General features: G+C 67.2%; 8 protein-coding genes. 2 read left to right on the forward strand and 6 right to left on the reverse strand.

Annotated elements, in window-relative coordinates; all coding sequences use genetic code 11:
- Positions 1–69: 69 nt before the first annotated feature.
- Positions 70–3645 (reverse strand): hypothetical protein, encoded by a 3576-nt coding sequence (locus tag ACIOSY_RS01470; protein ID WP_400847872.1) that lies wholly within the window; start codon positions 3643–3645, stop codon positions 70–72.
- A 574-nt stretch (positions 3646–4219) separates the two neighbouring features.
- Here ACIOSY_RS01470 and ACIOSY_RS01475 point away from each other — a divergent pair.
- Positions 4220–6019 carry a glycoside hydrolase family 15 protein gene (locus ACIOSY_RS01475; RefSeq protein WP_400847875.1) on the forward strand — a complete coding sequence of 600 codons (1800 nt, stop codon included), beginning with the start codon at positions 4220–4222 and terminating at the stop codon, positions 6017–6019.
- 43 nt (positions 6020–6062) lie between these two features.
- Positions 6063–6959 (forward strand): SDR family oxidoreductase, encoded by an 897-nt coding sequence (locus ACIOSY_RS01480; protein ID WP_400847878.1) that lies wholly within the window; start codon positions 6063–6065, stop codon positions 6957–6959.
- A gap of 211 nt (positions 6960–7170) precedes the next feature.
- Here ACIOSY_RS01480 and ACIOSY_RS01485 read toward each other — a convergent pair whose 3' ends face one another.
- Genes ACIOSY_RS01485 through ACIOSY_RS01505 form a run of 5 tightly spaced genes read right to left on the reverse strand, consistent with a single transcriptional unit; the run spans position 7171 to position 14591 of the window.
- Positions 7171–8592: an aldehyde dehydrogenase family protein gene (locus ACIOSY_RS01485; RefSeq protein ID WP_400847881.1), complete on the reverse strand. Its 1422-nt coding sequence runs from the start codon at positions 8590–8592 to the stop codon at positions 7171–7173.
- A 39-nt stretch (positions 8593–8631) separates the two neighbouring features.
- Entirely contained in the window at positions 8632–11031 is a 2400-nt protein-coding gene (locus tag ACIOSY_RS01490; protein WP_400847884.1) for a penicillin acylase family protein, read from the reverse strand.
- Positions 11028–12062, reverse strand: coding sequence for an ABC transporter permease (locus ACIOSY_RS01495; RefSeq protein WP_400847887.1), 1035 nt, complete (start codon positions 12060–12062; stop codon positions 11028–11030). The genes ACIOSY_RS01490 and ACIOSY_RS01495 overlap by 4 nt, the downstream gene beginning before the upstream one ends.
- Entirely contained in the window at positions 12059–13597 is a 1539-nt protein-coding gene (locus ACIOSY_RS01500; protein WP_400847890.1) for a sugar ABC transporter ATP-binding protein, read from the reverse strand. The genes ACIOSY_RS01495 and ACIOSY_RS01500 overlap by 4 nt, the downstream gene beginning before the upstream one ends.
- A gap of 1 nt (position 13598) precedes the next feature.
- Positions 13599–14591, reverse strand: coding sequence for a sugar ABC transporter substrate-binding protein (locus tag ACIOSY_RS01505; RefSeq protein WP_400847893.1), 993 nt, complete (start codon positions 14589–14591; stop codon positions 13599–13601).
- Positions 14592–14598 lie beyond the last annotated feature (7 nt).

Raw genomic sequence — 14598 nt, forward strand, 5'->3', positions numbered from 1 at the left:
AGAGCACTGCGGGACTACCGCCCACAGGGGGCGACGGGCATCACGCCCGCCGCCCCCTGTGTGTGACGACTAGTCCTGGATGCCGACGCGACGTCGCATCACGACGATCCCCATGCCGCCTGCGATGAGCAGGAGCGCGATGATCAGGATGGCGGTCGCATCCGCACCGGTGATCGCCAAGCCGGTGGTCGGCTTGTCGGGTACCGGCGGAACCGGTGTGATCGCTGCTGCTGCGTCGTCGGCAACGGCGACGGTGTCGCCGTTCACGTCGACCGAGGCAGTGGCGACGTTGGTGAGCGCCTCCGTCAGCGTGTGCTCGACCACGAAGACGCGCGTCTCACCGATGGCGAGGTCGATCGTCTGCGGCTCGAACGACGGGGCCAGCGGATCCGACACGACCACGTTCGTCAACGGCGCCTCGCCGGTGTTCGTCACCGCGATGCTCCAGTAGATCTTCGTGCCGCTCGGTGCCGTGACCGACTCCGACCAGGGACCGTCTTCGTTCAGCGACACCTGCTTGACGATCGTCAGGCCCACAGCGCCACCGGTGTACCACGACGAGTCGGTCGCGGTGACCGGGTCGGTCTCGGGGAGCGGCGTGCCCTCGGCATCCGACGGCGCACCCGTCGCGGTCGCGACGTTCTCGTAGAGACCCTCGATCGCCGTACCCGAGCCCGTGAACGTCACGGACTCCCCGGGGGCGAGGATTCCGTCGAAGCCCTCGGGGGCCACGACCTCGACCTCTGCGCCGGCCTCTCCTGCCGCGCCGCCGATGTCGGCGACGGTGACGTCGGAGAGCGTGGTGTTGCCGGTGTTGGTCACCAGGTAGCTCCACTGCACGGTCGAGCCGGCGGGAACCACCGGTGCGTCATCAGACGTCGGGACGTCGATGCCGTTCGTGGTCTTCACGATGCTGATGGCGGATGCCGCGGCCACCGTCACCACGGCCTCGTTCGACTCGAACGCCACGGGGTTGCCCCCGTAGACGGCCGTGGCGGAGATCTGGTTGTCGGCCGACTGGCCCGCGACCGTCTCGCCGTCGACCGAGGTCGGGACCGTGAGGGTGAAGTTCGTCGCCGTGGCCATGCTCGGCACGGTGACACGGAAGGCGGTGGCGCCGGTCGGCGTCGCCGTCCAGGTTCCCGTCGTCGCCGAGGTGGCATCGGTCGAGTACTCCACCGTGGCGCCCGCCGGGATTCCGGTGACCGGACCCGTGAGGGTGACGCCGAAGTCATCACCATCGGCCGCGGCCGGCAGCTTGTCGAAGAACACCGCGTTGGAGACGGTGCCCGGGAGGACGTTGCTCACGAAGATGCGCCAGAACGCGTCGTCCGTGATCGGGCTCGTCAGCGCATACGCACCGTCGGCCGTCGCGGACGACAGCTTGTCGATGAGCACGCCACCCGCGGTGTTGATCGAGGTACGCGTCTGCCAGTAGCCGATGGTGTCGCGGGTCGGGTCGAGGTCGTAGCCGTCGGCGTTGAAGAACGGGTTGTAGCCGATCATCGGAACCGTCGTAGCACCCGTGCCGCCATCGGCGACGCTGAGGAAGCGCGGGTCGTTGGTGTGCGACCACGACTGCGGCACCACGGTGGTGCCTGCGGGGTTGTAGGCCTCGGCAAGCACGATGACCGGGATGGTGTAGGTCCATCCGCTGTCCTCGACACGGCGGTGGTTGGCCACTCCGGGAGCACGCATGGGCGGCACCTCGTCGAACGTGAACTCGACGACCTGCATCGCGCAGCCGTTCGCATCGGTGATGCGCTTGGTCGTGTCGACCGTCACGCCCGATCCGATGGCGGGAGCCGGCGACGGGACGCCAACGAGCGGGGTCGCCTCCGGCACGAACGGCTGGGAATCGTCGTAGAGGATGCCGCACGGAAGCACGACCGTCATGACCGAATCCGCGTAGACGTCGCTCGGATTCTGGTTGATGATCGACGCCCGGTAACTGCCGGTGCCACCGACGCTCATGGACGACGGACCGCTGATGGTGGTCGTCAGGTATACCGAGTCGACCGGCGTGAAGTTGTAGGTGTCATCGGTGACAAGTGTTCCGTCACCGTTGCGGACGGAGACGGTGTTCTCCGTCGGTCCGACAGGTGCGCCCGCCGCGGCAGGCGACTCGACGATTCCTTCGCCGATCGCGCGGAAGACGGGCTGGCCGCCGAACGTGACCTGCACTTCACTGTTCACGGGAACCGTCTCGGCTCCGGGAGCGACGACAACGCGCCATCCGCTGATAGTCTCGCCAGGTGCGAGGTCCACCGCCGTCGTGCCCGTATTCCAAGCCTGCGAGCCTGCGACATGCGTGGCGAATTCCGCCGTCGTTCCCGTGCTGCCCGGCGGGGTCACGCTCTGCCAGGTCGTCGAGCCGTTCACCTGGTAGTCGAACGTGTACGGAAGGTTCGCTGCTGCCAGAGCACTGTTGAAACTCACTTGGATGGTGCTGAGGTCGATGTGTTGGTACCAGCTCGCGTTGGGGGTGCCGGTCGCGCCGGAGTCCTCGACGACGAGGGCGTCGAGGTTCGGAGAGCCAGACGGCCCGACATACGATCCCTTGGCGCGTACTTGGTGCCCCAAGTACCCGGCTGAAGAACCGCCCTGGGTGAAGGACTTGTCGGCAGCGACGCGTGCGGCGTCGCCCTCGGCGAAGGGAATGGACTGGGTGGTGGCGGGTGCGCCGTCGTGCCAGACACCACCGGCATCCTGCGTACGCAGCGAGACCGTGTTGGCGGGCGGCGAAACGAGTCCCGGGAACGCGTCCTCGGGGTAGCGGACGGTGATGCTGATCGCTGAGCCCGAGGGATCGACGGACGCATAGCTAAAGAACTCTGCGTCGTTGCTCCACACGACCGTGGGGAATGCCGACACGTCCCATGCGCCGATACCTGCGTTCGAGCTCACCAGCTCAACCCCTCCGGGGAACGTGTCGGTGAGTTCTTGCATATGCGAGGCGAACGTGCCGGGGATGGGCCCAGCCACGTTGATGTTGAAGGAGTAGGTGACCGTGCGGTTGTCACCCCCGGTGATGACTTGCGAAGTCTTGTAGGAGTTGTAGTCGTTCGAGCCGGTGACCACTGTCTCGACGGTGTCAGAGGTGACGGCGCCCGAGGGCCCACCGGTTCCGGCGATGGAGGCCGCGAAGACCTCACCCTCGTACCGGTCGTTGTAGGGAGCCTGGCGCACTGTGTAGGCAACGCTGAGCGGGTCGGTGTCGGTGTCGTTCAGGCTGATCGTGAGCACGCGGGTCGCAGAGTCGTAGCTGCACGAGGCGATCGGCGACGAGCCGCCGATGGGGCAGGATTCGAACTCCACACCGGCCGGGAGCGTCGTCGTCAGCACGATGCCGCTGTGCGTGGCCGCAGGGCCCTCGAAGTCGAGGGTGGCGGTGTAGTTGAAGTTCTGACCGACAGGGATTGATGCCGGAGCGTCGAGCTCGAGCGTGTAGTCGCCGTCTGCGGCGTTCGCGGGTGCTGCGGCACCGAGTATCAGGCTCGAGCCCGCGAGAATGCCCGCGATCCCGAGTGCGGCCGCGCGAACGAAACGTCCGGCTGCAGTGCGTGGTGTCTTGCCTGCGATTCTCGCCCGTGTCTGCCTGTCGGCAGAATCACGCGACGGAGCGCGGCCCATGTGCTTGCTCATTCGGTCTCCCCTTTGTCTTTGTCACCTGCGGTGACGTTTTCCCCCACCCGAGAGACCGGCAGAACGCCGGAGCGTGGTGCCCTCTCAAGCAGCGCATGTGTCGCGTGCGATTCCCATCCGCGTGCGCGTGCACCCTGCAGACGGCTCACTCGTGAGTCGTCTTGCCTCAACGTAGAGTCGCGATCGCGAAAAATCGCGGTTCGGTCGAGAATTTCACCCTCGTCTAACCCCTGCGGCGCAACGGCGCCCAAGATTCTGTTCATCGATGACGTCGTCGACATCTCGTCCCCCTCGTTCTTCTCGTGCTCCCACGGCATCCGCTCCTCCCGCGTGACGCGGGGGCCGCCATCTCCCCCCGGGACCGGCGGCCCCCACCGACACCGTCTGCGATCAGACGAGCGTCAACGCCGGGGAGGGCGAGCAGAAGTGAGTACTCCCGCACTGGATACACGAGCATCCGGCGGGAATCGGGCGGGTTCTCTCGAAGTTTCTTTTCGACCCCGTCCGCATATCAATGCGAACCCTGGGTGGCAAGGGCGTTCCGGTATTCATCGGCTCCCCGCAGGATGGCCCCATGCCCACCGATCGCCCCCTCGAGTCGTATGCGCCGATCGGCGATGGGCGCACGGTCGCACTGATCGGACTCGACGGCAGCGTCGACTGGCTACCGCTTCCCGACCTCACCGATCTGCCGGTGTTCGCGCGTCTTCTCGACGGCGAGACGGGCGGATGCCTCGAACTGCGGCCGAGCGACGAATTCCGCACCACGCGCCGCTACGTGCCCGACACCAACGTTCTCGAGACCACCTTCCTCACCGCCTCCGGCACCGTGCGCGTCACCGACGCCCTGGTCTCGGGGGTCGCCGGACGCCTCCCGTGGGCGGAGTTCGCCCGTCGCATCGACGGCGTGAACGGCGAGGTGGCCATGGAGTGGCGCGTGCACCCCGGCACCTCGTTGCAGACCGCCGCTCCCTGGATCGAGAACACCCCGCAGGGAGATGTGGTGCGCAGCGGTGAGACGGCGTTCGCCGTCGTCGGGTTCGACCACGGCCCCCGGCATCCGCGCGTCGACGCGCCCACCGGCCCCGAGCTCGCCGGCGCGTTCACCACCTCTCCCGGTTCCCGCCACCTCATCGCCCTGGCGGCGACTCACGACGAACCCCTGCACCTGCCCGATCCGCACAACGTCGACGACGGCATCGACCGCACCATCGAGAACTGGCGGCACTGGTCATCGGTGTTCTCCTACGACGGCCCCTGGAAAGAGCAGGTGCAGCGCAGCGCCCTGGCGCTCAAGCTGCTGATCTACAGTCCCTCGGGCGCGATCGCTGCGGCGGCGACCACCTCTCTTCCCGAGAACCCCGACGGCGGCAAGAACTGGGACTACCGGCACGCCTGGGTGCGCGACCTCGCTTACACGGTGCATTCGTTGGTGCGCTTCGGACTGCGCGAAGAGACCCAGGCCGCGCTGTCATGGATGCTGCGCACGATCCGCGACCACGGACCCGAACTCCACGTGATGTACACGCTCGACGGAGACCTCGTGCCCGAACCGCACGAATACGACGTCACGGGGTGGCCCGGCATCCGCCCGGTCGTCACCGGCAATCCCGCCGGCGATCAGCTGCAGCTGGGGGTCTACGGCGACCTCATCGCCATCTGCCGCACCTACGTCGACGCCGGGAACGTGCTCGACAAGGGCACGGCACGGATGCTCGCGGGCATCGCCGACCGCACCTGCGATCTGTGGCGCAACCCCGACTCAGGCATGTGGGAGCTGCCGGAACTGCGCCAGTACACCTCGTCGAAGATGGGCTGCTGGAAGGCGCTCGACGACGCCGTCGCGCTGGCCGAGAGCGGAGCCATCCCGGGGAGTGCGGAGCGCTGGAGCGCCGAGCGCGACCGCATCCGCCTCTGGATCGACGAGAACTGCTGGTCGGAGAAGCAGCGGGCCTACGTCTTCTACGCCGGGGCCGACGAGCTCGACGTCTCGGTGCTGCTGCACGCGCCGTCGGGGTTCGACCGCGGGGAGCGCATGGCCTCGACGATCGATGCACTGAGCGACGAGCTCGGCGCCGGTCCGCTGATGTACCGCTACAGCGGCGTCGCCGCCGAGGAGAAGACCTTCGTGGCATGTGCGTTCTGGCGGGCCGAAGCGCTCGCCTGCGTCGGCCGTCACGACGAGGCGATCGCGCGGGTCGACGAGCTCATCGCCCTGGCCAACGACGTCGGCATCTACGCCGAGATGATCGACGCCGACGACGGATCGGCCTGGGGCAACACCCCGCAGGCGTTGAGCCACCTCGCCTTCCTCTCGGCCGCCATGACCATCCGCGACGTCGTGCCCGCCGAAGCCCTGCGCGACAAGACCTGACAGACCACCGAACCACCGATAGGAACAAGGAGAAGGAGACACCATGTCCCGCGACCAGTACACCTTCGTGAACCCCGCCGAGCTCTACTCGGACATCCAGCCCGAGAAGCAGCACATGCCGGAGCCCGGCCTCGACGCCGACCTCACGCCGAAAGCCGACCTCGGCGAGGAGACCTACCGCGGCACCGGCCGCCTCACCGGGCGCAAGGCGCTCATCACCGGCGGCGACTCCGGCATCGGCGCCGCCACCGCCATCGCCTTCGCCCGCGAGGGCGCTGACGTCGCGATCTCCTACCTCCCCGAGGAGGAGAAGGATGCGACCCGCATCGCCGGCATCCTGCGCGAGGCCGGCGTGACCGTCGCCACGCTGCCGGGCGACCTGCGCGACCCGGAGTACTGCCGCGCGCTCGTGGCCGACACCGTCGAGGCGCTCGGTGGACTCGACATCCTCGTGAACAACGGCGGCAAGCAGGTCTATCAGGAGTCGCTCGCCGAAATCACCGACGAGCAGTTCGACGACACGTTCAAGACCAACGTGTACGCGATGTTCTGGATCACCAAGGCCGCGCTCCCGCACCTGCCCGCGGGCTCGGCGATCATCAACACGACGTCGATCCAGGCGTACTCGCCGTCGGACATCCTCGTCGACTACGCCTCGACGAAGGCCACGATCAACGCATTCACGAAGGGGCTCGCGCAGCAGCTCGCGCCGAAGGGCATTCGCGTGAACGCCGTGGCGCCCGGCCCCATCTGGACCCCGCTGCAGCCGAGCGACGGACAGCCGCAGGAGAAGATCGACAGCTTCGGCGAAGACACCCCGCTCGGGCGCATGGGTCAGCCCGCCGAGCTCGCCCCGGCGTACGTGTTCCTGGCCTCGGCCGAGTCGAGTTATGTCGCCGGTGAGACGCTCAACGTCAACGGCGGCATGCCCACCCCCTGACGCCTCGCGCGTTCGGGGGTGGTGGCGTCGGGCGGAGAGCTCGCGGTGGGCGGAGGATCCCACCGCGGGGCTCCGCCCGGCGCTGGCCTAAGAGGTGCGAGGAGCCCTGGGGAAGGCTCCCCGCACCAGCCCGCCAGAGATGGGGTGACGGGCATCCGGCCTGGGGAGACCGAATAGTGCGGCGACACAGCCTGTTCAGGCCGCGCGCTCGTCAGCCGACGATGACCTGCGCCTCCGAGACCGCCTTCAGCCCCTCGACGCCGAACTCGCGCCCGTAGCCCGATTGCTTCGCTCCGCCGAACGGCACCATCGGGTGGAGCCCGCCGTGCGAATTGAGCCACACCGTTCCCGCCTCCAGTCGGCCGGCGATCTGCTGCGCCTTCGCGCGATCGCTCGACCACACCGATGCTCCCAGGCCGAAGTCGAGTTCGTTCGCCAGTCGGATGGCCTCCTCGACTTCCGAGTACCGGATGATCGGCAGGGCGGGTCCGAACTGTTCCTCCACGACGAGGGCATTGTGGGGATCGATGTCGGTCACGAGGGTCGTCGGGTAGAAATGGCCGACCGCGGCATCGTCGGGGTCGCCCCCGAGTACGATCTGCGCGCCCGACTCCTTCGCGGCTGCGACGAGCGCCACCACCGTCTCGTACTGCTTGCGATTCTGAAGGGGGCCCAGCAGGTTGCCCTCCTGCAGGCCGATTCCCATCGGGACGGATGCCGCGAACGCAATGAGGTTTTCGACCACGGCGTCGTACACCGAGTCGTGCACATAGAGACGCTTCAAGGCTGCGCACGTCTGCCCTGTGTTGATGAATGCACCCCAGAAGAGTCCTTCGGCGATGGCGGCCGGGTCGACGTCCGGCAGCACGATTCCCGCATCGTTTCCCCCGAGTTCGAGGGTGAGACGAGTGATGTTGTCGGCGCTGGCCTCGATGATCTGCCTGCCGACCTCGGTGGACCCCGTGAACATGATCTTGCCGATGCTCGGGTGAGAACTCAGAGCCTGCCCGATGGAGCGGCCCGGACCAGTGACCACCGTGAGAACGTCTGCGGGGAGAGTGGTGTTGAGCACGGCTGCGATGGCCAGCCCGGAAAGGTCAGTGCTCTGCGCGGGCTTGGCGACGACCGTGTTGCCCATCCGGAGCGAAGGAGCGATCTGCCAGATCGCGATCATCATGGGCCAGTTCCATGGCGTGATGGCACCAACGACCCCGATGGGACGGTACTGCATCTCCGCGTACGTCGCGCCGTCGTCGACGAGCACCTCGGTGGGAAGAGGGGTCTCCGCCGCGGCTCGCAACCACGCGACGCATCCTCCGACTTCGAACCGAGCATTCAGGCCGTCCAGCGGCTTGCCCTGCTCACGCGAGAGCAGTTCAGCCAGAGGTTCCGCCCACCGTTCCACGGCATCTGCTGCGCGGTGGAGGTGGTCTCGGCGCGCTTGGTCCGTGAGCGCAGCCCAACCAGGCTGAGCCGCACGGGCTCTCTCGATCGCGCGTTCGAGGGCGTCGAGATCCTGCACCGGCGCCCGGCCGACGAGATCGCCCGTGGCCGGATCGAGCACGTCATGCGAGTGTTCGTCACGCGCCTGGATGCGCGCGAGAAGAGATTCGTAGCTGATCGTTTCTGACATGGGATTCCGTTCCTGTTCGTTCGGCATCGTCGCCGAGGATCATGGGGTCGTGAGAGGAGAGGGCGAAGTCACGGGATCGGCGCGCAAGACGATGCGATGCTCGGCATGCCTTCGGACGGCATCGGACGTGTAGGACAGGGGGAATGTGTGGCCCTCGACCCAGCCCTCGAAGAGATCGGAATAGTGGGGCGAGCGGGGGTCCCCGGACTGGCCCGGGCTGTTCGATGCGACGCTGGCGTCCCAGTTCCCCACATCGACCACCATCCGGAACGTGGATCCGGTCGCTTGGCGGAATTCCCCGTCGTATGCCGCGAGCCCCACCGTGTCGCCGCTGCCGCCGCGGGACAGAGGGCCGAGCATGCCGGAGTCGCGGTAGGGGCCCGACCCCTGTGAGAAGACGGGATGCCGAACCTCGACATGGAGCAGACGCCCCCAGGCCCAGATATTGTCATCGCTCTCCGGGCCGAGCATCGACTCGATCTGCGCGACGGCAGAGGCCACAGTGTCGCGCACGGTCGCGAGAAGGTACGACGCGGATTCCGACTGCGACACCCACTCGATGAGCTCGAGGTCACCCCGCAGATCGCCGCCGGACGCCTCATCGGTCTTCGCTGCGTCGACCGCGGCGAGCGCCGCCTCGGCGTCCATGCCGAGCGAGCGGAAGTACGCCTCGGCCAGCCGCGGGCGCAAGTGCTTCCTCGCCCAGATCTCGAACACGAGAGCCTCCCGCGACTCAGCAGTCAGACGGCCGTCCCATCCCCGAAGCGCGTTCCATTCGGGGCCGGCAGCATCGCCTCCGCCCAGTGCGCTGTCGAGCAGACGGAGCATCCGAAGGGCATGCTCGCTCAGGACGTCCATCTGCATCACAGCGCTGGATTCGACCGACACTGCTGCTTCTGCCGACAACCACTCGCTGATCCGCTCCGCGCGCGCCGATGAGTACCAATCGTGTGTGACGGTGAGTGAACCTTCGGCAAAATTACGCGGCAGGTTCTCTTCGTTCGCGGAGGCGAACCAGCCTCGAGCCGGTGTGCGTTCGGCGGGGAGCTCCGACGTGGAGGCGAGGCCGTTCCATTCGTGGGAGCCGTCGCCGGGTACCGGCAGGCTTCCGTCCCAGCCGTCGCGGCGTGGGATCTTTCCGGATGCCTGCCATCCCCAGTCGCCCTCCGGAGTCGCGAAGATCTGATTGACGGCAGGCGCCCCCCAGTGCGAGAGCGCGGCCACGAACTCGTCCGCGTCGACGGCATCGTTGTACCCGATGCTCGCGAGGTAGGGGACCATCCCCGGCTCGAGCCAGGCTGCGCGCAGCACCACCGCGAACCCCCGTTCGACGTCGACATGGATGACCGGTCCGTGCACGGTGTACAGAAGGCGCGCGGTGTCGTCTGCCTGGCCCTTCACCTCGACGTGCTCCGTCACGACGGTGAACTCGGTCCATCCCTCCGGCCCGAGATAGCGATCCGGACACGCGGGATCGAGATCGTAGACGTACAGGTCCTCAACATCCGCCGGCCAGATCGTCAGCCCGAACGCCACCTCGCCGTTGTGCCCGATCGTGATCCCGGGAAGTCCGGGCTCGCCGGCACCGATCACATCCAATCCGGGGGCTCTGAGGTGAGCGATGTAACGCAGAGAAGGCAGCGTCACGGCGCGATGCGGGTCATTCGCGAGGAGGGGACGGCCCGTCGCGGTGCGGGTCGCGTCGACGACCCAGTTGTTGCTGCCGCCCTCGTGCTGTCGCGAGGGCTCCGAGGCACCGTCCTCGGACAGATCGACGGCCGCGAAAGCGAGGTCGTAGGTGCGCATCACATCATCCAGACGCGACAGATCGATGCCGTCCGGAACCTGCAATGGGCGATCGGGCTCACGTGTTTGGCGGATCCGCTCGACCTCGGGGCCGCCGGACCGCAGCGCCCGGGCGCGAGCGACCTCATGCCCCGCGTTGTAGAAAAGACCGTGCGTGCGGAACATCACGATGTCGTCGTCACCCCACAGCTCAGGGACGTATCCCCGGAGCTCGAACTCCGGGGGCAAGCGGCGAGGCGCAGACGTCGCCCATCGGATGTACGCGTTGATGCCCGCGACGAACGAGCGCACAGCCGCGCGTGTGCCCTCGGCGTACGCCGCCCATTCTTCTTCGATGTCACCGCGGTAGCGGAACAGACGGTTGGCGCGATCCTGCTCGACGAAGCGCTCTCCGAAGGCGGCCGCAAGCCGACCCAGTCCCCGTCGCCGCCACAGGTCGATCTGGAAGAGCCGGTCACGGGCCGCGTTGAACCCCTGCGCCACGAACACATCCGTCCGCGTCTGCGCGGAGATATGAGGAACCCCCCAGCGGTCGACGATGATCTCCGCATCCTGCTCGAGCCCCGCGACGATGAACGTCGTCGCGGGGTAGTCCTCGGACGCTGTGTCCGGGGGGAGCGCGTCGTCGTTCACTTCTGCGCCGCAGCGACGGGGGCCGGTTCCGCCGCCTCGCGCGCGCGGCGAGCGAGGCGCTCGGCGTCACGTGCCATGAGCTTCCCGCGCAGGATCTGCGTGCCGGCGTTGATGGCGATCGCGGCGACGAGCGCCGCGCCGCTGGCCACGTTCTGCCAGAACGTCGAGACTCCGAGGAGGGTGAGACTGTTCGACAGGAACCCCATGAACAGCACACCGACCAAGACGCCGAACATATTGCCACCACCACCGGTCAGGATGATGCCGCCCAACAGCACCGCCGTGAGAACCGAGAGTTCGAAGCCGACGCCCAGTTGGCCCGCGGGAGCACTGTTGAGCCGGGCGACGGTGAGCGCACCGGCAAGACCGGCTGCAGCGCCCGAGAACATGTAGAGGAAAAAGGGGATGCGGCGCACGGAGACGCCCGAGAGATAGGCCGCCTCACGGTTCACGCCAATGGCGTAGACGTGCCGCCCGGACGGGGTCATCGTGAGGAAGAAGCCCGCAACGAGGAGCAGCACGAATGCGATCAAAGCCGAGACGGGGACTCCTGCGACGGCGCCGATCCCGAAGACGGAGAAGCTGACGTCGAACCCGGAGATGGGAAGCGGAGCGACCAACTGGGCCACTCCCCGGACCGCAGCCAGCATGCCGAGTGTGGTGATGAACGACGACAGCCCCACGAAGGTGATGAGAATCGCGTTGACGATGCCGACGAGCATCCCGGCACCGACCGCCGCTACCAGAGCGAGGATCGCCGAACCGGTCGCGTGCATCGTGAGCGCGGCGATGACCCCGCCGAGGGCCAGAGTGGAACCGACCGACAGGTCGATGTACCCCGCGATCACCAGCATGGCGATCGGGATGGCGACGATGGCGATGATCGCTGCGTCCTGCAGGACGCCACGGATGTTCCCGCCGGTGAGCTGCGCTCCGGTGGAGATCTGCACAGCCGCGACCATGATCACGAGCAGGACGACGAGAGGATTGCTGACGACGCCGTGGAGAAGGCGGGATCCGAGGGACCTCATGCGGAAACCTTTCGATCTGCCCCGGTGATGTCACGAGGCGGGTGAGTATCTGTGTGGATGAGGTTGAGGAGGTACTCATCGGTGATGCCGGTCACGTCATCGATCGTGATGTCTTCCACGACCGCGCCTTCGTGCATGACGATGCACCGGTGCGCCAGTTGCAGAACCTCTTCCGGTTCGTTGGTGGCGTAGACCACCGCGACACCGCGCTCGGCGGCGAGCCGACGAATGACCTCGTAGATCTCCGCACGCGCCCCGACATCGACGCCCTGCGTGGGGTCGTCGAGAAGCAGCACCCGCACGCGGGACTCGGTGTTGACCCAGCGGGCGATCAGCACCTTCTGCTGGTTCCCCCCGGAGTAGCGCTCGACCGGGAGATCGGGGGCGTTGGGCCGGATGCTCATCGCCTCGAAGGCATTCTGCACGAGCCGACTCTCCCGCCCCGCGTTGCGGAGGAACCTTCCCCCGATGTCCGCCATCGCCCGGGTCAGCGTGTTCTCTCCTGCGCCGAGGATGCCGAAGAGGCCTTGCCTCTGCCGGTCGCTCGGCACGAAGGCGATGCCGGCGCGCAGTGCCCGGTCGGGATTCCTGGGTGCTGCCTGCTCGCCGCGCACCCGCACCGATCCTGCGTTCGCACGGCGCCCGAAGAGTCCTTCCAGCAGCCGCGTACGTCCGGATCCGATCAGGCCGTAGAGAGCGACGATCTCCCCCGCGCGTACGCTCAGATCGAAGGGGCTCCCCGATTGCACGCGGAATCCTTCCAGCTCGAGCGCGGGGGCGGCATCAGCGGCGAGCGGAGCCGGAGACACCCGAGACGTGTGGGCGCCGCCCGAGATCGCCGCGACGAGATCGTTCTTGTCGAACTGCTTGCCGTCCGACGCCCACACCACTCTGCCGCCGCTCAGCACCGTCGCGCGGTCCGCCACCTGCATCACCTCGTTCAGCAGGTGGGTGACGTAGAGGATCGCAATGCCCTGCTCCTTCAAGGAGAGGACCACCTCCGCCAGGCGACGCGCCTCGACGGGCGAGAGAGCCGCACTGGGTTCGTCGAGTATGAGCAGATGCGCGTTGCGCCGCAGTGCTTTCGCGATCTCGACCATCTGACGCTGCCCCATGGAGAGGTCGCCCACGATGGCGCGAGGGTCGATGTCCGCCCCCACGCGCGCGAGGGCTGCCCGCGCGAGCTCCACCTGGTGAGACGCGCGGATGATCCCGTTCTTCGTGTTCTCCTGCCCCAGGAAGAGGTTCTCCGTCACGGTGAGCGTGTCGATGAGCGACAGGTGCTGATAGATCACCGCGATGCCTGCGCCGATCGATGCCCGCGGGTCGAGCGAGTCGTATTTTTCATCGTCGATCTCGATGGTGCCCTGCGTGGGCGTCGTCCGCCCGCCCAGACAACCGATCACGGTCGACTTCCCGGCCCCGTTATGGCCCAGGAGGGCGTGGACCTCGCCCGAGACGATCTCGAGGTCCACGCCATCCAGTGCCAGGGTCGCGCCGTAACGCTTGGTGAGACTGCGCACCCTGACCGTCATGTCAGCCGCCCAGCTCGACGATGTAGTCGTCCAGGTCGGCGCTGTCGGCGTCGACGAAGTAGACGGGAACATCGAATCGTTCCGTCGCCTCGCCCTTGCCGAGCTTGACCGGGAAGTCGACGATGGCCTGGGCGAGTTCGCTCGACTTCACCGTGACGACGCCGCGCACGAAGTTGCCGGCCTTCATCTCCTGGTAGAGCGTCAGGTTGCCGTCGAGACCGCCGACGTAGGTGTTCGCGTCGTCGGCCGGGCGGCCCGATGCGATGAGCGCCTGGTAGGCGCCGGCGGCAGCGTCACCGGAGGTCGCCACGACGACGTCGATGTCGGGATGCTGTGCCAGCACCGCCGAGGTCACGCTGAGTCCCTCATCGGGGGTGATCGCCTGTTGCTCGATGATCTCGGCATCCGGAGCCGACGCTTCGAGGCCGTCGAGAATGCCCGTCGTGCGCTCCTGTCCGAGCTGGATCGACATATCGCCGAGGACGAGCACCTTGGCGTCTCCGTCGAGATTCTCGGTGATCCACTCCCCCGCATCCTCACCGAGGGTCATCCCCGAGTCGTGGAAGCTGAACTGGAGTGACGAGGACTGCTCATCGAGGTCACCGCCGTAGGTGATCCACAGCGTGCCGTCGTCGATGAACTGCTTCGCGACGGTCTGCACCGCAGCGTTGTCCATCGGGAACGACACGACCGCGTCGATGTCGGAGCCGAGGTGCGTCGTGAGCTGACTAACCTGTGTGGCGAGATCCATGTTGTCGTTGGTGAAGACGACTTCGATTCCCTGGGTCTCGGCGTAGTCCGCCACCGCTTGAGTGAGCGATGCATAGACCGGGAGAGCGGTGAAGGGATAGTCGAACAGGATCTTGTCGACTTCGCCGGATGCCCCGGTGTCCGGGGTATCGGCCGAAGGCGCTTCATCGATGGAGCAACCGGCGAGGACGATCGCGCTCACCGCAGCGAGAGCGGCGAGCGACGTGACACGTGACTTGTTCATTGGAGCC

Origin of the sequence: Microbacterium sp. NPDC087665 (assembly GCF_044743285.1) — a bacterium.
GTDB lineage: Bacteria > Actinomycetota > Actinomycetes > Actinomycetales > Microbacteriaceae > Microbacterium.

Excerpts from the sequence above, each read along its gene's own strand:
- ACIOSY_RS01500 (WP_400847890.1), bottom strand. The coding sequence starts at position 13,597 with ATGACGGTCAGGGTGCGCAGTCTCACCAAGCGTTACGGCGCGACCCTG.
- ACIOSY_RS01475 (WP_400847875.1), top strand. The coding sequence starts at position 4,220 with ATGCCCACCGATCGCCCCCTCGAGTCGTATGCGCCGATCGGCGATGGG.
- ACIOSY_RS01480 (WP_400847878.1), top strand. The coding sequence starts at position 6,063 with ATGTCCCGCGACCAGTACACCTTCGTGAACCCCGCCGAGCTCTACTCG.
- ACIOSY_RS01505 (WP_400847893.1), bottom strand. The coding sequence starts at position 14,591 with ATGAACAAGTCACGTGTCACGTCGCTCGCCGCTCTCGCTGCGGTGAGC.
- ACIOSY_RS01485 (WP_400847881.1), bottom strand. The coding sequence starts at position 8,592 with ATGTCAGAAACGATCAGCTACGAATCTCTTCTCGCGCGCATCCAGGCG.
- ACIOSY_RS01470 (WP_400847872.1), bottom strand. The coding sequence starts at position 3,645 with ATGAGCAAGCACATGGGCCGCGCTCCGTCGCGTGATTCTGCCGACAGG.
- ACIOSY_RS01495 (WP_400847887.1), bottom strand. The coding sequence starts at position 12,062 with ATGAGGTCCCTCGGATCCCGCCTTCTCCACGGCGTCGTCAGCAATCCT.